16 protein-coding genes and 1 other RNA gene are annotated in these 17,585 nt (G+C 58.0%); 6 read left to right on the forward strand and 11 right to left on the reverse strand.

Annotated elements, in window-relative coordinates:
• Window positions 1-79 precede the first annotated feature (79 nt).
• From PMI23_RS01875 to PMI23_RS01905, 8 genes are all read right to left on the reverse strand, one after another.
• Entirely contained in the window at window positions 80-1,336 is a 1,257-nt protein-coding gene (locus tag PMI23_RS01875) for an integrase domain-containing protein (RefSeq protein ID WP_007915189.1), read from the reverse strand.
• Window positions 1,337-1,523: 187 nt separating this feature from the next.
• Window positions 1,524-1,912: a transfer-messenger RNA gene (gene ssrA / locus PMI23_RS29140) on the reverse strand.
• Window positions 1,913-2,007: 95 nt separating this feature from the next.
• Window positions 2,008-2,286 carry a hypothetical protein gene (locus PMI23_RS01880; protein WP_007915191.1) on the reverse strand — a complete coding sequence of 93 codons (279 nt, stop codon included), beginning with the start codon at window positions 2,284-2,286 and terminating at the stop codon, window positions 2,008-2,010.
• Between the two features lie 130 nt (window positions 2,287-2,416).
• Window positions 2,417-5,227, reverse strand: coding sequence for an FAD-binding and (Fe-S)-binding domain-containing protein (locus PMI23_RS01885; protein ID WP_007915192.1), 2,811 nt, complete (start codon window positions 5,225-5,227; stop codon window positions 2,417-2,419).
• Window positions 5,224-5,895, reverse strand: a complete 672-nt coding sequence (locus tag PMI23_RS01890) for a LutC/YkgG family protein (RefSeq protein ID WP_007949611.1) — start codon at window positions 5,893-5,895, stop codon at window positions 5,224-5,226. The genes PMI23_RS01885 and PMI23_RS01890 overlap by 4 nt, the downstream gene beginning before the upstream one ends.
• Window positions 5,895-7,349, reverse strand: a complete 1,455-nt coding sequence (locus PMI23_RS01895) for a LutB/LldF family L-lactate oxidation iron-sulfur protein (RefSeq protein ID WP_007915200.1) — start codon at window positions 7,347-7,349, stop codon at window positions 5,895-5,897. Before PMI23_RS01895 ends, PMI23_RS01890 begins: the two co-directional genes overlap by 1 nt.
• On the reverse strand, window positions 7,346-8,170 hold the full coding sequence (locus tag PMI23_RS01900; RefSeq protein ID WP_007915202.1) for a (Fe-S)-binding protein: 825 nt from the start codon (window positions 8,168-8,170) through the stop codon (window positions 7,346-7,348). Before PMI23_RS01900 ends, PMI23_RS01895 begins: the two co-directional genes overlap by 4 nt.
• Before the next feature lie 150 nt (window positions 8,171-8,320).
• Window positions 8,321-10,015 carry a lactate permease LctP family transporter gene (locus PMI23_RS01905; protein ID WP_007915204.1) on the reverse strand — a complete coding sequence of 565 codons (1,695 nt, stop codon included), beginning with the start codon at window positions 10,013-10,015 and terminating at the stop codon, window positions 8,321-8,323.
• A 262-nt stretch (window positions 10,016-10,277) separates the two neighbouring features.
• Here PMI23_RS01905 and PMI23_RS01910 point away from each other — a divergent pair, with 262 nt between their 5' ends.
• Window positions 10,278-11,045: an FCD domain-containing protein gene (locus tag PMI23_RS01910; protein WP_007915207.1), complete on the forward strand. Its 768-nt coding sequence runs from the start codon at window positions 10,278-10,280 to the stop codon at window positions 11,043-11,045.
• Window positions 11,046-11,165: 120 nt separating this feature from the next.
• Here the strand turns inward: PMI23_RS01910 and smpB are convergent, their stop codons facing one another.
• Window positions 11,166-11,648: an SsrA-binding protein SmpB gene (smpB, locus tag PMI23_RS01915; RefSeq protein ID WP_007915208.1), complete on the reverse strand. Its 483-nt coding sequence runs from the start codon at window positions 11,646-11,648 to the stop codon at window positions 11,166-11,168.
• Window positions 11,649-11,767: 119 nt separating this feature from the next.
• Here smpB and PMI23_RS01920 point away from each other — a divergent pair, with 119 nt between their 5' ends.
• The 3 genes from PMI23_RS01920 to PMI23_RS01930 are packed head-to-tail and all read left to right on the forward strand — an operon-like array spanning window position 11,768 to window position 13,920.
• A complete protein-coding gene (locus tag PMI23_RS01920) occupies window positions 11,768-13,171 on the forward strand; it encodes a sodium-dependent transporter (RefSeq protein WP_007915211.1) in 1,404 nt (467 codons plus the stop codon).
• Between the two features lie 7 nt (window positions 13,172-13,178).
• Complete coding sequence (locus PMI23_RS01925) at window positions 13,179-13,613, forward strand: type II toxin-antitoxin system RatA family toxin (protein WP_007915213.1); 435 nt, start codon at window positions 13,179-13,181, stop codon at window positions 13,611-13,613.
• Window positions 13,606-13,920 (forward strand): RnfH family protein, encoded by a 315-nt coding sequence (locus tag PMI23_RS01930; RefSeq protein ID WP_007915214.1) that lies wholly within the window; start codon window positions 13,606-13,608, stop codon window positions 13,918-13,920. The genes PMI23_RS01925 and PMI23_RS01930 overlap by 8 nt, the downstream gene beginning before the upstream one ends.
• Before the next feature lie 60 nt (window positions 13,921-13,980).
• On the opposite strand, the gene PMI23_RS01935 is transcribed toward PMI23_RS01930, so the two are convergent.
• Window positions 13,981-14,508 carry an outer membrane protein assembly factor BamE gene (locus tag PMI23_RS01935; RefSeq protein ID WP_007915215.1) on the reverse strand — a complete coding sequence of 176 codons (528 nt, stop codon included), beginning with the start codon at window positions 14,506-14,508 and terminating at the stop codon, window positions 13,981-13,983.
• A gap of 97 nt (window positions 14,509-14,605) precedes the next feature.
• On the opposite strand from PMI23_RS01935, the gene fur reads away from it, so the two are divergent.
• Window positions 14,606-15,010 carry a ferric iron uptake transcriptional regulator gene (gene fur, locus PMI23_RS01940; RefSeq protein ID WP_007915216.1) on the forward strand — a complete coding sequence of 135 codons (405 nt, stop codon included), beginning with the start codon at window positions 14,606-14,608 and terminating at the stop codon, window positions 15,008-15,010.
• A gap of 75 nt (window positions 15,011-15,085) precedes the next feature.
• Here fur and recN read toward each other — a convergent pair whose 3' ends face one another.
• Window positions 15,086-16,759 carry a DNA repair protein RecN gene (gene recN, locus PMI23_RS01945; protein ID WP_007915217.1) on the reverse strand — a complete coding sequence of 558 codons (1,674 nt, stop codon included), beginning with the start codon at window positions 16,757-16,759 and terminating at the stop codon, window positions 15,086-15,088.
• Between the two features lie 241 nt (window positions 16,760-17,000).
• Here recN and grpE point away from each other — a divergent pair, with 241 nt between their 5' ends.
• Window positions 17,001-17,567, forward strand: a complete 567-nt coding sequence (gene grpE / locus PMI23_RS01950; protein WP_007915219.1) for a nucleotide exchange factor GrpE — start codon at window positions 17,001-17,003, stop codon at window positions 17,565-17,567.
• The last annotated feature ends 18 nt before the right edge of the window (window positions 17,568-17,585 follow it).

Consider the following 17,585-nt stretch of genomic DNA (forward strand, 5'->3'; position numbering starts at 1 on the left):
AAGAAGCGCAGGAATGCGGCTGATTTAGCGACAGTAGCCACTTCAGTCGCCCTGCTGCACGGCACGAATTGTCGTCTGCTCAGCGTATAGGTACGACGTTACGGTCCCTGGTTTGATTGATGGCGGATGCCGACAGGCTGCCGGTGGCTGCCTTCTGGATATGATCACTCCACCAGGCCATCATCGGACGCCGGCGTTCGATGTAATCCGCCCGGTTGTAGGCGCTTCGAACTTCGTCTTTATCGACATGCGCCAGCGCGACTTCGATTAGCTCCGGATCCCATCCATGCTCATTCAGAATTGTGCTGGCCATGGAGCGCATGCCGTGGCTGACTAACCGGTCCTGAAAGCCCATCCGTTTCAATGCCATGTTGGCTGTCTGGCTATTCGCGTGGGTGCGCGGATTTCTATCTGACGGGAACACATATTCCCTGTGGCCGCTATGGGGCTTAAGCGTCTCCAATAACGAGAGTGCATGTTCGGTCAGCGGGATTGTGTGCGGACGACGCTTTTTCATTCGCTCTGGAGGGATGGTCCAGATGCGTTTTTCGAAGTCTATGTCTTCCCATCGGGTAGTCGCCGCTTCGGCAGGGCGGGTCATAGTGTGTAGCTGCCATTCGATCAGGCAGCGGGTTGTCCGCTTGATGCTTGCGTTCGCGATTTCCATCATGAGCTCCGGAAGCTCATCTGGTGGTAGCGCTGCCATGTTCTCTTTCTTAGGTTTCTTGAACACCGCTCGAATGCCGCTGAGAGGGTTGGCAAAGATCATTCCGGAATTGACCCCGTAGGTCATGATCTCGTTAAGGCGCTGGCTCACTCGCTTAACTGTCTCGAGGCTGCCTTTGGCCTCAATCGGACGAAGGAGCTTGATGACCATTGGGGCGCTGACTTCGGAGAGAGGCGTTGATTTCATGCTCGGAAAAACATGCAGTGTGAGGGAGCGCCAAATGTCTTCGGCATACGCCGGCGTGACGGAATCCTTCTTCAGCTCAAACCAGGCGGTGGCCACGTTCTCGAAGGTGTGTTCCGTTTCCGCTCGTTTGGCTTCCTGTAGCTCATTGCGCTGAGCTTTTGGATCGATGCCTTGTGCAAGCAGTTCTCTGGCCTCAACGGTTTTCTTCCTCGCTTGCGCAAGAGAAACCTCGGGATAAGAGCCGAGTGCCATGTTGATTCGATTTTTGGTGACGGGATGCCGGTAGTTGAAATTCCACTGCATCGAGCGATTGACCCTGACTCGCAGTTGGAGCCCGTCGCCATCCGTGAGGACGTAGTCCTTGTCTTTCGGTTTGATCGCCTTGAGCTGGCGGTCGGAGAGGCGGGTGGTTTGAGCGCACATGAGAAGTACTCCATGACACCTTTTGGTATTCCCAAGATTAGCGCCGGGGAGCCGGGAATACCATTGGGAATACCAAACTGCCTGGAACTCAGAAAGCCTGGAAAGCCTCCCGTGGTCCTGAAACCCACGTATTTACTGGATTTCAGGCACAAAAAAAGACGTCCGTGGACGTCTTTAGATGATGAAGTGGTGGAGCCGGGGGGATTTGAACCCCCGTCCGCCAGTACTCCGCTGTCGGTACTACATGCGTAGCCGTTTCTATTAAGTTAACCCTCAGCGACCCGAAGGGCAGGGTGCTTTGGGCGAGTTGTGTAAGTTTTAGCCGCTTCGTCCACAACGTACTGCACGGCGATTCTGTTCTATATGACAATCATTTTGGGTTTACAGACATCCCCTGATGATTGCTGGACCCGAAGGTACCAGGAGCATTGTCAGCTGCAATTAAGCAGCGAGAGCAACACCGTATTGGTCGTCATTGGCAACTATAAGTAGTTGCAACAGTGGATTTACGACTTCTGTTACCAAGTCGGCATGCACCTAAAGTTTCGCAACCGGCGTCGAATCCTAAACGGCCCCGAACTCATTGCTCAGTACATCTGTTTGAGCAACAAGCGTGTGCAGTGTACGCCAATCAGCCCACAAGGCCAACCCGAAGGTTGGCCGGGACGTAATCAGTTGTTGGTGCCGGTGGATTTTTGAAGTTCCAAAATGGTCTGCTGGGTTTCTGCAACGCAGTTGTCGATTTGGCCTTTGGCCTTGAGGTCGCGTGCCCTGTTCAGAGTGGCGTCAGCCTGTTGGCTCAGTTCTGGCTTCGCTGACAGCTGAGCCTTCATATTATTGATGGTCTGAATATTGGCATCGCACAGGTCAGCAGGCTTGTCCGCGGCAAACGAAGTGGAAGCCATCATCGATGCAGTAACGAACAGACCTAACAGTACAGAACGTTTCATGTGTATCTCCTTGAACCGAGTGGGTCCAGACTTCGCTGGCCGTCAGGACGGGCAACCGTATGGAAGAAAAACCCCGATCAGTCGGGGTTATTCTGTGGACTACAGTCGAACTCAAGGGTTCTATTTTTCTTCAACAGGCCTTCGCCCGGGTCACGCGATCCACCAGATAGACCAGCCCGTGGTAGTCAATTCCGCCGTGTTGCGTCAGGCCGATCTCACAGGTGCGACTGGTGGAAATCCCCTCGCTGCAATGCTGCACCGCATCCTTTAGCGTGCGCAGCGAGTGGCTGTTCAGCTCCGGCGTGGTGAAGCCTTTGTCGCCGGCAAACCCGCAGCAATGAATGCCTTCCGGGATCACCACGTTGTTGCTGCACTTGCGCGCCAGATCGATCAGCGCCTGGCTTTCGCCCAGATGTTGCGTGCTGCAGGTCACGTGTACCGCGATCGGTGCGTCTTGCGGAGTGAAGTCCAGTCGTTCGAGAAGGTGCGTACGGATGAAGCGCACCGGGTCGTACAGATCCAGACGGGTTTCTCCTACGTCCTGAACCAGTCGCAACGTGCATGGGCTTGTGTCGCAATAGATCGGATCGAGTCCGCCGCGACTGGCTTGCAGCAATGCGCTGATCAACTCCTGACGCTTGTGTTCGGCTTGTTCAGCGTAGCCTTTCGAGGCGAAGGGCTGACCGCAGCAGAGGTTGTCCAGATTGTCCGGGAAGACCACCTGGTAACCGGCCTTTTCCAGCAGTCCACGGGTTTTGTCGTAGAGCGACATTTGCTCTTTATCACCCGCCGCCGGACCCATGACTCGCGAGACACACGCTGCGAGATACACCACACGCGGACGTTCGTCTGAGACGCTGGGGCTGAAGCGAATGGCCTTCTCTGGCTGCGGCATCGCATTCGTCCACAACGGCACTTGGCCCTTGGACAGGCGCGTAATGGTTGCCGAAAGTTTCGCCAGACGCGGTGCGCCAAGCATCATCCGCGCACCGTTGGCCACGTGCAGGGTAAAACGGGCGCCTTGCAGAGTCTTGGCGAAATTTCCTTCAATCCAGTCAGCGGTTTTCTGATGCGTAGCGTGTCGGCCACGCAGCTTTTTCACCAGCTCGCCGGTATTAATTCCTACGGGGCAACGTTGCGCGCACAGACCAGTGGCGGCGCAGGTTTCGATGCCTTGGTATTCGTAAGCTTTTTCCAATTCTGTGGTGTCGACGCCCGCACGCTTTTTCGCCTGAATATCGCGCCAGATCACAATACGCTGGCGCGGACTCAGGGTCAGTCCTTTAGATGGGCAGACCGGTTCGCAGAAACCGCATTCGATGCACTTATCGACAATCTCGTCGGCCGCCGGCAGCGGTTTCAGATGCTTGAGATGGATCTGTGGATCTTCGCTGAGCACCACGTCCGGGTTGAGAATCCCGTTCGGGTCGAGCAGACGTTTGAGCTGCCACATCAGTTGATAGGCGTCGCTGCCCCATTCCAGTTCCACGAACGGCGCCATGTTGCGCCCGGTGCCGTGTTCGGCTTTCAGCGAGCCACCGAATTCCACCGCGACCAGTTGCGCGACGTCGTCCATGAACGCTTGATAGCGCGCGACTTCTTCCGGGTTGTTGAAGCCTTGGGTGAAGACGAAGTGCAGATTGCCTTCCAACGCGTGTCCGAAAAGGATCGCTTCGTCGTAGGCATGTTTGTCGAACAACTCGATCAAGCGGTTCACGCCGATGGCCAGTTGTTCGACGGGGAAAGTCACGTCTTCGATGATCACCGTGGTACCGGTTTTGCGCACCGCGCCGACAGCGGGGAAGGTGTCCTTGCGGATGGCCCAGAGCTTGGCGTTCTCGGCTGGGTCTTCGGTGAAGTCGACCTGCTTTTCCACCGGGAAGCTACTGAGCGACGCCATGATTTGCGCCAGTTGTTCCTGCAACAAAGTAGAAGACGCGGCGCGGGATTCGATGAGCAACGCGCAGGCATTGTTCGACAGCTGCTGTACGAAAGCAGGCATGCCCGGTTTGTCCTGCACCGAACGCAAACTGCGGCGATCCAGCAGTTCTACGGCGGATACCGGTTGGCTCTTCAGTACGGTGACGGCGTTGCAGCAGGTTTCCACATCCGGGAAGACGATCAGCGCCGACGCCTTGTTCGGGTGATCGATCACGGTGTCATAGGTCACCGCGCTGATGAAACCGAGGGTGCCTTCGGAGCCGACCAGCAAGTGGCTCAAGATATCCACAGGCTCATCGAAATCCACCAAGGCGTTGAGTGACAGGCCGGTGGTATTTTTCAGACGGTATTTGTGGCGGATTCGTGCAGCCAGTTCGGCGTTGGCGCGGGTCTCGCGGCCCAGCGTCGCCAGGCGTTCGAGCAGATCACCGTGGCTGGTGTGAAATGCCGCGACACTCGCAGCGTCCTCGGTATCGAGTCGCGTGCCATCGGCCAGTACAAGACGAATCCCGGCCAGTGTGTGATAGGTGTTTTGCGCCGTGCCGCAGCACATGCCGCTGGCGTTGTTTGCAACAATGCCGCCAATTTTACAGGCGTTGATCGATGCCGGATCAGGGCCGATCTTGCGGCCAAACGGTGCGAGCCATGCGTTGGCCTGTGCGCCGATCACACCAGGTTGCAGGCGGATTTGCGTGCCTTGGCCACGAATCTCGCGCGCGTTCCAGTTATCCCCAAGCACGATCAAAACGGAATCGCTGATCGCCTGACCCGACAGACTGGTGCCCGCCGCACGGAAGGTCACTGGAACATGGTCGCGCTGAGCCAGTTTCAGCAGGGCCACGACTTCGTCCTCCGATTCGACGCGGATTACCAGTTGCGGAATCAGTCGATAAAAACTGGCGTCGGTGCCGAAGGCCAGAGTCGATAACGGATCATCAAAGCGGCGCTCCGCCGGAATCAGTTGTTGCGCATCACGCAGAAAATTAGCCGGAAGCGTCATTGGTCCTCCAGGATCAGCACCACCAAGTCTTTCGGGCCGTGGGCGCCGTAGGCCAGCACCTGTTCAATGTCGGCGGTTTTCGACGGGCCGGACACCAGCAACGCGTTGGTCGGCATGCCTTGCGCCCATTCGAATTCCTGCTGCACCTGATAAAAGTTGTCGCGGATTTCACTGGCCTTGAGCAGGGCAAAATGCACCGGTGGCACCAGACTCATCAAACGCGGTTCTTCGCGGGTCGGCCACATGATCAAGCTGCCGGTAGCGGCGATCGCGCCGAGGGTGCCGGTGAGACTCGCCGGAGTGTCGTTGAACAGCTCGGCTTTCCACTCTTCCATCGGCCGGTCGTAGGATTTCAGTGCTGGCAGATCAGGATTGTTCGCCCAGTGCTGTGTGATTTTCTGCCCGTGCGCGGTAGTCGGTGCAATCAACAGGCTCGGCAACTGACGGTCGCGCAGTAATTGCGCAAGCAACGCCGGCCATGCTTCGCCCGAGGTCAGGTGGATTTCGGTGTGCACCGCTTCCATCAATTTGCGCAGTTGCGGGATGCGTTGTTCGGCGGTGTAGGTGTAGGGCTGCGTCACCAGATCGACATCGAAGTTGTCGGCAATCGGCGTGGTGCCAGTCAGACTTTTCCGCAGCTTGCCGAGGATATTTTGCTTGGCGCTCATCAGCGGTCTCCCTGTTTGGCCAGATGCTCGCGGGCCATGTCGTGCAGTGAGCGCGCGGCGGGTTTCGGCGCGCTGTGATTTTGCGTCCACGGGCCGACGTTGCTCGGGGTCAGCGCACGCAGGCGCGTGGCGAAGAAACCGAACAATCGATACAGCGTTGGAGAGCTGTTGAGCCTGGCCCAGGCGTTCCAGATGAAGCGTTCTTTGCGCGAATATTTGCTGCCCTGACCGCGCATCACTTGATTCGGGCTGTCCGGGGCTTTGACGTTCTCTTCGCGCAGACGCCGCAGGATCGCCGGAATCGGAATTTTTACCGGGCACACTTCACCGCAGGCACCGCACAGCGAAGAGGCGCTCGGGTGATCCGGAACCTTGGCCAAGCCAACCATGTGCGGGGTGATGATTTTGCCGATCGGCCCGGGATACACCTCGCCATAGGTGTGGCCACCGACGCGGGTGTAGACCGGGCAATGGTTCATGCAGGCGCCGCAGCGGATGCAGTTCAACGTCTGGCGTAATTCACTGTCGGCGAAAGCCTGGCTGCGACCGTTGTCGAGCAGTACCAGGTGCACTTCCTGGGGGCCGTCGAGTTCGTGTTCCTTGCGCGGGCCGGAGATCATGTTGACGTAAGTGGTGATCGGAATGCCCAGCGCCGAACGCGTCAACAGTGACAGCAGCGGCACCACGTCACGCAGGTTTTCCACGACTTTTTCGATGCCGGTGACGGCGATGTGCACCGGCGGCACGGTGGTGGTCATGCGCCCGTTGCCTTCGTTTTCCACCAGCAGCAGGGTGCCGGTCTCGGCGACGGCGAAGTTGACACCGGAGACGCCGATGTCCGCTTCGAAGAATTTCTGCCGCAGGACTCTGCGACCGATCTGAATGAGTTGGTCAACGTCCTTGGTGTATTCCACGCCAAGTTTGTCGTGGAACAAGGACGCGACCTGACCGGCATTCTTGTGGATCGCCGGCATAATGATGTGTGAAGGCTTCTCGTGGTCGAGCTGGACGATGTACTCCCCCATATCGGACTCCAGACATTCAATGTCCCGAGCCTCGAGGAAATGGTTCATCTCCATCTCTTCGCTGACCATCGATTTGCCCTTGATCACTTGCCGCGCCTCGTGAGCGCGGATGATCGATAAGACGATGCCATTGGCTTCGTCCACCGTTTCCGCCCAGTGCACTGTCACACCGTTGCGGGTCAGGTTCTGTTCCAGTTGCTCGAGCAGGTCGGGCAGCTTGGACAGCGCGCGGGCTTTGATCGAATTGCCCAGTGCGCGCAAATGTTCTCTTTCATGGGCATCACTGAAAGCGGCTGCCCGCTTGACCATCAGTGAGTCCATGGCAGTCCGGAAGTTGTTCCGCAGCTGCTGATCACCCAAGGCGTTGTGTGCCCGGGTGCGGAAATCTTCTTCTACGGCGACCGTAGGAATAATCGCGGAAGTGCTCATTGCGCACCTCCGGTTCGTTGCCACAAGAAGCTGGCGAGATGTTGCCCGCGTAGCGCTTCTTTTTGTTTCTCCAATGCGCCGTTGATGTTCATCAAACAGCCACAGTCGGCGCTCAACACCTTGTGCGCGCCGGAATCCTTCAACGCTTTGGTCTTGTCAGCCACCATCGCGCCGGAAATGTCTGGCATACGGACGCTGAATGTCCCACCGAAGCCACAGCATTCGCTTTCGTGGTCGTGGTTGACCCGTTCCACGTTGCTCAACTGCGCCAACAACTCGCGGCCGTGCAGGTGGGTGTTCATCTCGCGGCGTGCCGAACACGAAGTGTGCAGCGCGACTTTGACCGGCTCGCCGCTGTCCTTGAGCTGCACCTTGCAGACGAACAGCAGAAACTCCGCCAATTCATAGGTTCGGGCCGCAAGGGCCTGAACCTGTTTTAACGTCTCCGGCTCGTCCTTGAACAAGTCGGCGTAATGCTCGCGCAGCATGCCGGCGCAGGAACCCGACGGCACCACCACCGGATAATCTCCGGCAAACAGCGCCAGTTGCGAGCGCGCTACCGTCCGTGCCTGCTCGGTGTAACCCGAGGTGTAGGCCGGCTGGCCGCAGCAACTCTGCCCTTGCGGATACTCGACCCGGATCCCTTCACGCTCCAGCAAGTGGATCGCGTCCATCCCGGCTTCGGGGTAGAACAGGTCGACCACGCACGTGCCAAACAGGTAGACCCGCGACGGTTTCTCGCTGGGATATTGCCGAGGTTCGGGCAGTGGCGGTGCCACGCGGGTCGCGTTTGGCACGGCGTTATAAAAAAGCTCGCTCATCAGGCGTGTCTCCGGGTGGTCCCGGTTATCCGTCCGCTGAGGCTGCTGAATATAGAGAGCGTTGCTTTCAGCAGCCTTACAGACCGGGTTGTGAATTGCTGACGCCGGCATCACGAACCGGCGTCGGTTTTTTCTATGTTTCTTGTAGGTTTAGTGCACCAGCATGCCGGTGAACCAGTAAGCCTGAGCCAAGGTGATCAGACCGACAATCGTTGCAAAGAATAGGCTGTGCTTGAGGGTGAAGCGGAACAGATCCGATTCCTTGCCCACCAGCCCGGTCGCGGCGCAGGCCACGGCGATCGATTGTGGCGAGATCATCTTGCCGGTCACGCCGCCGCTGGTGTTCGCCGCCACCAGCAGGGTGTCGTTGACGCCGATCTGGTGTGCGGTGGTCGCTTGCAGCGAACTGAACAGGGCGTTGGACGAGGTATCCGAGCCGGTGAGGAACACGCCGAGCCAGCCCAGGAACGGCGAGAAGAATGGGAACGCCGCGCCGGTTCCGGCCAATACCAGGGCCATGGTCGAAGACATGCCGGAGTAGTTGGTGACGAAGGCGAACGCCAGCACCATGCCGATCGACAGGATTGGCCAGCGCAGTTCGTAGAAGGTTTCTTTAAAAGTGGTAAGACCAGTTTTGAAATTGATCTTCAGTACCAGCATCGAGATCAGCGCGGAGAAGAAAATTGCCGTGCCGGTCGCGGAAATCGGGTCGAGTTTGAACACCGCGGGTATTGCTGTTGGAGCAGCCACGATCGGTGCGGTTTTGATCACCAGTTGGTCAAGATGCGGGATCGCGAAGTTGAACACCCAGCTGTACATCGAGCCGCCGGCGGCGAACATCGCTTTGAAAGGTTTCAGCGTCCAGATGGTCACCAGCACAGTGAGAATCAGGAACGGCGACCAGGCTTTGAAAATTTCCCCGAGGCTGTAAGGCGACGCCACGGTAGTGCGTTTCTGGCCGAAACCGCCGACGCTGGCGGTCACCACCGAGGCGGAAACGGCACCGGCGATGTGTTGGCCGGCGGCGCGTTTCGGCTGCCAGACTTTCAGGAACAGGGTCAGGGAAATCAGGCTGGCCAGTGCCGAAGTGATGTCTGGCAGCTCTGGGCCGATGAAGTTGGACGTGAAGTACTGAGTGACGGCGAAGCTCAGGCCCGCGACCAATGCAGCCGGCCAGGTTTCACGCACGCCGCGCAGGCCGTCCATCATGAATACCAGCCAGAACGGCACGAACAGCGACAGCAGCGGCAGTTGGCGACCGGTCATGGCGCCGATCTTGAACGCGTCGATGCCGGTGACTTGGCCGGCAACAATGATTGGAATCCCCAAGGCGCCAAACGCCACCGGCGCGGTGTTGGCGATCAGGCACAGGCCGGCGGCGTACAGCGGGTTGAAGCCCAGGCCGACCAGCAGCGCGGCAGTAATCGCCACGGGCGCGCCGAAACCGGCGGCACCTTCCAGGAACGCACCGAAGCAGAAACCGATCAGCAGCACTTGCAGGCGCTGGTCGTCAGTAATCGATAACACCGAACTGCGAATGACCTCGAACTGACCACTTTTCACTGTCAGTTTGTAGAGGAATACCGCTGCGACAATGATCCAGGCAATCGGCCACAGACCGTAGGCAAAGCCATACCCGGCGGCGGCAAAGGCCATGTCGACCGGCATTTGGAACGCGAAGATTGCTACGGCAATCGACAGGGCGAGGGTGATGCTCCCGGCCACGTGGCCTTTGAGGCGGAACACCGCCAGCGCGAGGAAAAAGAAAACGATGGGAATGACGGCCGCAAGTGCGGACACGCCGAGACTGCCGAGCGGGCTGTAGAGCTGTTGCCAGGTTTGCATATGGGGTGGCCCCTAATTGTTGTTGGTCAGGCACTGTCAGCGTTCTTGGATAATTGGTAATACCAATTTACAATCGCTGTTGGCTAGGGTAAAAGCCTTGATGGCGGTGTGTCAATTTGCCGCCCTAAAACTTTTGTCGAACAAGCGGTGCAGATCGCATCTGATCCGGTTTCGGCAACTGGCGTCTGGTAGGTGTCGAGAAGGCGCCGATAGGCCAGAATAGAGAGCCCGGCGAGCGGTCGGGATCGTGGAGAAATGAGTTATGGGGTTTGATCAGATACGTCAGCGCCGTTTGTCTGACGATATTGTCGAGCGACTTGAGGGGATGATCCTTGAGGGCACGCTGAAGTCCGGCGAACGGCTGCCGGCGGAGCGCACGCTGGCCGAACAATTTGGCGTATCACGGCCATCTCTGCGTGAAGCGATTCAGAAACTGGCGGCGAAAGGGCTGCTGGTCAGTCGCCAGGGCGGCGGCAATTATGTAGTGGAAAGCCTCGGGTCGACGTTCAGCGATCCGCTGTTGCAACTGCTTGAAAGCAACCCCGAAGCACAGCGTGATTTGCTCGAGTTTCGGCACACTCTGGAGGCATCGTGCGCCTATTACGCGGCATTGCGCGCAACTGATGTCGATCGTGAAAGGCTCACCGCAGCCTTCGAAGAGTTGCAGGATTGCTACTCGCGCCACGATGAAGTCAGCCGGGCGGAGGAGGGCGCGGCGGATGCGAAATTTCATCTGGCAATTGCCGAAGCCAGCCATAACGCGGTGTTGCTGCACACCATTCGCGGGCTGTTCGATCTGCTCAAGCGCAACGTGGTTACCAACATCGGCGGCATGTACAAGCAGCGCACGGAAACCCGTGACATGCTGATAACCCAGCATCGGGAATTGTATCTGGCGATTATTGAAGGTCGCGCGGAGCAGGCACGGGAAGTCTCCAGCCGACATATTTTGTATGTGCAGGAAGTGCTGGAAGAGGTGCGGCAGGAGGTTCAGCGCATGGCTCGGGCGGAGCGGCGCAAGGGGATGTGATTCTTTAAAGCAAAAGATCGCAGCCTGCGGCAACTCCTACAGGGAAATGCGAATCCCAGTGTAGGAGCTGCCGAAGGCTCGGGCCGCGATCGGACGATCTTTGCTTTCAAGGTCGGAAGATCAGTCTTCCTTGCCCTTATTGCGCACCGCACGCTGCAGTTCACGACCGGCATCGCGCTCGCGCTCGGTATCACGCTTGTCGTATTCCTTCTTGCCCTTGCCCAGAGCAATTTCGCACTTGACCATGTGCTTGCTCCAGTACCAGGACAGGCAGACGCAGGCGTAACCCTTTTGCTGCACGGCGGCAGCGAGCTTTTCCAGCTCGCGGCGGTTGAGCAGCAATTTGCGTGTGCGCACCGGGTCAGCGATGACGTGGGTGCTTGCGGTCATCAGAGGCGTGATGTGGCTGCCGAGCAACCACGCTTCGCCATCCTTGAGCAGGACGTAGCTGTCGACCAGCTGTAGCTTGCTTGCCCGCAGACTTTTTACTTCCCAGCCGGCCAGGACCAGACCAGCCTCGAACTTATGTTCGATGAAGTAATCGTGTCGCGCCTTTTTGTTCTGCGCGATGGTCCCTGTTGGGTGTTTCTTCTGTTTAGCCATAGGGGCGGCATTATATGGAGATAAACGGCTGTCGGCTACGGTGATGCTGCGTGCTTGAGCAGGTTGAGTGAATCCCGGACAATGCGGCCTCTTTTTCTAACGCTTGGGCGTGATAAACGATGTCGACAGACAAGGTTTCTGTCCACGGCAGTTGGGCTAGCCGCTGGGTTTTCATACTCGCCGCGACCGGTTCGGCCGTGGGACTGGGTAGCATCTGGAAGTTCCCCTACATGGTCGGGGTCTACGGCGGCGGCGCCTTTGTGCTGATGTTTCTGGCGTGCATCGCGCTGATCGGCATCCCGGTCATGCTCGCTGAAACCCTGATCGGCCGGCGCGCCCGGCAAAGTCCGGCGAACGCCTTGAAGGTGCTGGCGCTGGAAGCCGGGCACTCGGGCAAGTGGTCGTGGGGGGCATTTGCCGGGATGATCACGGCATTGCTGATCCTGTCTTTCTACAGTGTGGTTGGCGGCTGGTCGCTGGACTACATCGTCGACATGGGTCGCGGCGACTTTCAGGGCGCCACGGCCGATCAGGTCGGTGCTTATTTCGGTAACGTCATCTCCAATCCATGGCGCCTGACACTTTGGCACACGATTTTTATGCTGCTGTCGGCCTTCGTCATCGCCAAAGGCGTGGTCGCCGGGCTTGAGCGCAGCCTGCGCATCATGATGCCGCTGCTGTTCGTGATGATTCTGGTGTTGCTGGGTTACAGCATGACCACCGGGCATTTCATGGAAGGCGTGCATTTCATGTTCGATTTCCACCCGGAAAAAGTCCTCGACGGTTTGTTGCCGGCGATGGGGCACGCGTTCTTCTCGCTGAGCGTCGGTGTCGGTTCGATCATGATCTACGGCGCTTACATGCCGAAGAGTTCGTCGTTGTCCGGCACGGTTGTCGGTGTGGCCCTGCTCGATACCTTTGTTTCGCTGGTCGCCGGTCTAGCTCTGTTCCCGATTGTGTTTGCCGGCGGCCTGAACCCAAGCGAAGGGCCTGGCTTGATGTTCGTCAGCCTGCCATTTGCCTTTGGTAACGTGGCTTTCGGGCAACTGATGGGCGTGGTGTTCTTTGTGCTGGTGGCGATTGCGGCCTGGAGTTCGGCGATTTCGCTTCTGGAGCCGATGGTTGCCTATTTGGTTGAGCGCACGAAAGTCAGTCGCGCGTGGGTGACTTTCTGGCTGGCGTTCATCTGCTGGTTCGTCGGTCTGGGCACGGTGTTCTCCTTTAATATCTGGAAGGAAGCCAAATTTTTCGTGAACGAAGGCGGGATGTTCCACCTCTACCAATGGGGTGCGCAGAGCGGTCTGGACTTCTTTGGCGTGATCGATTTCTTCACCTCGCGGATCATGTTGCCGCTCGGTGGCCTGTGTTTTGTGCTGTTTGCCGGATGGGTGATGGGGCGTGAAGCGGTACGCGACGAGTTGTCGATCCGCAATCCGGCACTGTTCGCCCTGTCTTTGTTTTTGATGCGCTACGTGGCGCCCATCGGCATTCTTGTAGTGTTTGCCGCTCAGCTCTGGAAGTAACGCTCACATGACGACACATATTCAACGATCGGCATTACTGCCGTACCCGGCGCAATTCCTCTACGACCTGGTCAACGACGTGGCGCGTTACCCGGAATTTTTGCCGTGGTGCTCAGCCGCTGAAGTGCTGGAAAGTTCGCCGGAGCATATGCGCGCCAGCGTTGGCGTGGCCAAGGGCGGTCTCAGCCAGCATTTCGTGACGCGTAATACGCTGGTGCCGGGGCAGTCGATCGAGATGAACCTGGAAGAAGGTCCGTTCAATCAATTGCACGGCGTCTGGGTGTTCAAGGCCTTGAATGAGAAGGCCTGCAAGATCAGTCTGGATCTTTCGTTCGATTACGCCGGGCCACTGGTGCGCGCGACGTTGGGGCCGCTGTTCAATCAGGCTGCCAACACGCTGGTGGACGCGTTTTGTCAGCGCGCCAAGCAGATGCATGGTTGAGCCGGTGATTGAGATAGAGGTCGTTTACGCCGCCGTGGACCGTCAGGCTTTACGCACTGTCAGCGTGAAAGAGGGCGCGACGGTTCGCGCTGCGGTTCTGGCGTCAGGTATCGGTAGCGAATTCCCTGAGCTGAATCTGGCGGAGTGCCCGTTGGGTATCTTCGGCAAAGTAGTGGCTGATCCGGATGCGCGGATAATTCAGGCGGGAGATCGCATCGAGATTTACCGCCCATTGCTTGCCGACCCCAAAGAAGTTCGACGTTTGCGTGCTGCCAAGGCTGCGGAAGCCAAGGCTCGAAACGCGTAAAAAGACAAATTGCAGGCAATAAAAAACCCGGAATTTCCGGGTTTTTTATTGCGTCGCAAATTATTGCGGCGAGGTGTCCAGCGGCTCTGGTGTTGGAACCGGAACGGTTTCTACCCCATCGACGTCCTTCTGGATCTGATCCAGCAAGGAACCTGGCTTGACCGGTTTTTCCGGTGTTGGCTTCTCGGCGTTTTCAGCAGGAGCGGTCACCGTAGTGCCACTGTCCTTGCCGAGAATGGCTTCGTCACGGCTTACGCCCGGCATAAAGTCACCGGACAGGCTGACAAGCTGGTCGTTTGAGTTGAAAATAACGCTGATGCGTTCCTGTTGGCGTTCACCGCCACCCGGTTGCAGGCTGTACAGATAATCCCAGCGATCGGCATGGAACGTGTCGACAAGCAGAGGGTTACCCATGATAAACCGTACTTGCGGCCGGGTCATTCCCGGGCGTAACTGGTCTATCATGTCCTGCGTGACGACATTGCCCTGCTGGATGTCGATTTTGTAAACCCCGGGGAATGAACAACCGGCGAGTGCGAGCAGTCCCACAAAGGTGAAACTGGTTAGCAAGAGCTTGGTGTTTTGCATCGGTGGGCGACTTCCACTATCTTGGCTGGGACAACGTAAACGCCGATCATACCCGCATTAAGAGAAGCTGCGAAGCAGCATCGCGAGAAAGCTGACCATGGTTGAAAATAGCGAACTACGCAAAGCCGGCCTTAAAGTGACCCTGCCACGGGTCAAGATCCTGCAAATGCTCGACTCTACAGAGCAGCGTCACATGAGCGCCGAGGACGTCTACAAGGCGTTGATGGAAGCTGGCGAGGACGTCGGTCTGGCCACGGTTTACCGTGTTCTGACCCAGTTCGAAGCGGCTGGCCTCGTGGTCCGTCACAACTTCGACGGCGGCCACGCGGTTTTTGAGTTGGCCGACAGTGGTCACCACGACCACATGGTTAACGTGGAAACCGGTGAGGTTGTCGAATTCGTCAGCCCGGAAATCGAAAAGCTCCAGAAGGCAATTGCCGAGGAGCACGGTGTCGAGTTGGTGGATCACAATCTGGTGCTGTACATCCGCAAGAAAAAGTAAGCATGTCGCGCGAATTTCACATTCGCGAAACGAACGAAGGCGACCCAAGGGTCGCCTTCGTGCTTTCTGTCGTTCCTAAACCTTGGCGGTAACGACCATTTTTTTCGCGTGAGCCAAGGACTCTTTGGTCAGATCGATGCCGCCGAGCATGCGCGCCACTTCTTCTATACGGTCGTTCTTGCTCAGTTTGGAGACGGCGGTGTGCGTTGCCTCTTCACCGCGCACCTTGTGCACGAACAGATGCTGATGACCCTGCGCTGCTACTTGTGGCAAGTGCGTCACGGTCAATACCTGGCCGCGATCGCCGAGACGGCGCAACAGTTGGCCGACAATTTCAGCCGTCGGGCCGCCGATGCCGACGTCCACTTCGTCGAACACCAGTGTCGGAACGCGGGAGGTCTGTGCGGTGATCACCTGAATTGCCAGGCTGATCCGTGACAGCTCACCACCGGAAGCGACTTTTGCCAGTGCCTTCAGCGGCTGGCCCGGGTTGGCGCTGACCAGCAATTCGACCTGTTCCAGCCCGTTGGGCAGCAACTCATCGCTGCTGTTAGCCTTCAATTCGATAGTGAATCGGCCGCCAGGCATGCCCAGTCGCTGAATCTCCTGCTCAACCGCGCTGGCGAGACTGCCGGCAGCCTGATGCCGCAAATCGCTCAGTTCCCGTGCCTTCTCTTGATAGTGGCGGGCATAGGAGGCCAGCTCTTCACCGAGGCGCTCGATGGATTCATCATTGGCGTTGAGGGTTTCGATTTCATCCAGCAACTTCTGCTGCATCTCACCCACTTCGGTCGGCTGGATCCGGTGCTTGCGCGCCAGGGTGTAGATCGCGTCGAGGCGTTCTTCCAGATACTGCAGGCGTGCCGGATCGGCATCGAAGTTATCGAGGAAGCGATTGAGTTCGCCAACGGCCTCTTCGACCTGGATCTGCGCACTGGTCAGCAGGCTGCTGGCTTCGCCCAGTGCGCCGACGGAGTTATTCACGCTCGACAGGCGGTTGAGGCTGGCGGTCAGTGCATTCAATACATTGCCAGAATCGCTTTCGCTGCATTGCTCGACCACTTGCCGGCAAATGCCCAGCAGCGTCTCGGCGTTGGTCAGGTTTTTGTGTTCCTGCTCCAGTTGCTCAAGTTCGTTATCGCCGAGACCGAGATTTTCCAGCTCTTCGAGTTGATAGCTCAGCAATTGGTGGCGCGCGCGTTGTTCGTCGCCGGAATTGGAGAGGCGTTCCAGTTCCTGGCGAGTCTGTCGCCAGCGCTGGGCGGCGAGCTGAACCTGGCGCGCCAGGTCGGTAGCGCCGGCGTACTCGTCCAACAGGCGACGATGGGTATCGGTTTTCAGCAGGGACTGGTGTTCATGCTGGCTGTGGATATCGATCAACAGCTCGCCCAGCGACTTGAGGTCACCGAGTGGGCAAGGGGTGCCGTTGATGTAGCCACGCGAACGACCCTCCGACGTGATCACCCGGCGCAGAATGCACGGGCCATCCGTTTCCAGGTCGCGCTCGGCCAGCCATGCGCTGGCTTCAGGGATGTCCGCCAGATCGAAGGTCGCGAGGATGTCGGCCTTGTCGGCGCCGGGGCGAACCACGCCGCTGTCGGCACGATCACCTAGAGTCAGGCCCAGCGCGTCGAGCATGATCGACTTGCCGGCGCCGGTTTCACCCGTGATCACGCTCATCCCGCGATCAAGTTCGAGATCGAGATGTTCAACGATGGCGTAGTTATGTACGGACAGGTGCACCAGCATAAAAGGCCGCTCCCAAGCTAAAGGTCTGGTTATTTATACAGTGTTTTGTTTCAGGCTGACAATGCCCGTCCTTAGCTCGATTTGCTTGAAGGTCAAATCTGCTTAGCGCATTGAGGAATGAAGATTCGACACTTTTTTGTAGGGTTAATGCTTGAAGGCCCTTGAAGCCTGATTTTGCGGCCCCATATATCGGGGCAGAAGCGCGAGTCAGGCTCGCGGACGAAATTGAAAGGAGAATTCTATGGCTGACGAACAGACAGTAGATACGCAAAACCCAGAAGCCAATCAGGCGCCCGAAGGTTCGGGTGATGACCTGGCGACCCGTGTACAAGTGCTCGAAGAGCAATTGGCCGCCGCGCAGGATCAATCTCTGCGTGTTGCTGCCGATCTGCAGAACGTCCGTCGCCGTGCCGAACAGGACGTCGAGAAGGCGCACAAGTTTGCCCTCGAAAAATTTGCCGGCGACCTGCTGCCGATCGTCGATAGCCTGGAGCGCGGCCTCGAGCTGTCGAACCCGGACGACGAAAGCATCCGTCCGATGCGCGAAGGCATCGAGCTGACGTTGAAAATGTTCCACGACACCCTCAAGCGTTATCAGTTGGAAGCGATCGATCCGCATGGCGAACCGTTCAACGCCGTTCAACATCAGGCGATGGCCATGCAGGAAAGCGCCGACGTAGAACCGAACAGCGTTCTGAAGGTGTTCCAGAAGGGCTACCAGCTCAACGGTCGCCTGTTGCGCCCGGCCATGGTTGTGGTCAGCAAGGCGCCTGCGCCAATTTCGCCTTCGATTGACGAGAAGGCTTGAAATTAGCCGCAAGGCCCC

Origin of the sequence: Pseudomonas sp. GM24 (genome assembly GCF_000282235.1) — a bacterium.
Lineage (GTDB): Bacteria > Pseudomonadota > Gammaproteobacteria > Pseudomonadales > Pseudomonadaceae > Aquipseudomonas.

Excerpts from the sequence above, each read along its gene's own strand:
- PMI23_RS01875 (WP_007915189.1), bottom strand. The coding sequence starts at position 1,336 with ATGTGCGCTCAAACCACCCGCCTCTCCGACCGCCAGCTCAAGGCGATC.
- PMI23_RS01880 (WP_007915191.1), bottom strand. The coding sequence starts at position 2,286 with ATGAAACGTTCTGTACTGTTAGGTCTGTTCGTTACTGCATCGATGATG.
- PMI23_RS01885 (WP_007915192.1), bottom strand. The coding sequence starts at position 5,227 with ATGACGCTTCCGGCTAATTTTCTGCGTGATGCGCAACAACTGATTCCG.
- PMI23_RS01890 (WP_007949611.1), bottom strand. The coding sequence starts at position 5,895 with ATGAGCGCCAAGCAAAATATCCTCGGCAAGCTGCGGAAAAGTCTGACT.
- PMI23_RS01895 (WP_007915200.1), bottom strand. The coding sequence starts at position 7,349 with ATGAGCACTTCCGCGATTATTCCTACGGTCGCCGTAGAAGAAGATTTC.
- PMI23_RS01900 (WP_007915202.1), bottom strand. The coding sequence starts at position 8,170 with ATGAGCGAGCTTTTTTATAACGCCGTGCCAAACGCGACCCGCGTGGCA.
- PMI23_RS01905 (WP_007915204.1), bottom strand. The coding sequence starts at position 10,015 with ATGCAAACCTGGCAACAGCTCTACAGCCCGCTCGGCAGTCTCGGCGTG.
- PMI23_RS01910 (WP_007915207.1), top strand. The coding sequence starts at position 10,278 with ATGGGGTTTGATCAGATACGTCAGCGCCGTTTGTCTGACGATATTGTC.
- smpB (WP_007915208.1), bottom strand. The coding sequence starts at position 11,648 with ATGGCTAAACAGAAGAAACACCCAACAGGGACCATCGCGCAGAACAAA.
- PMI23_RS01920 (WP_007915211.1), top strand. The coding sequence starts at position 11,768 with ATGTCGACAGACAAGGTTTCTGTCCACGGCAGTTGGGCTAGCCGCTGG.
- PMI23_RS01925 (WP_007915213.1), top strand. The coding sequence starts at position 13,179 with ATGACGACACATATTCAACGATCGGCATTACTGCCGTACCCGGCGCAA.
- PMI23_RS01930 (WP_007915214.1), top strand. The coding sequence starts at position 13,606 with ATGGTTGAGCCGGTGATTGAGATAGAGGTCGTTTACGCCGCCGTGGAC.
- PMI23_RS01935 (WP_007915215.1), bottom strand. The coding sequence starts at position 14,508 with ATGCAAAACACCAAGCTCTTGCTAACCAGTTTCACCTTTGTGGGACTG.
- fur (WP_007915216.1), top strand. The coding sequence starts at position 14,606 with ATGGTTGAAAATAGCGAACTACGCAAAGCCGGCCTTAAAGTGACCCTG.
- recN (WP_007915217.1), bottom strand. The coding sequence starts at position 16,759 with ATGCTGGTGCACCTGTCCGTACATAACTACGCCATCGTTGAACATCTC.
- grpE (WP_007915219.1), top strand. The coding sequence starts at position 17,001 with ATGGCTGACGAACAGACAGTAGATACGCAAAACCCAGAAGCCAATCAG.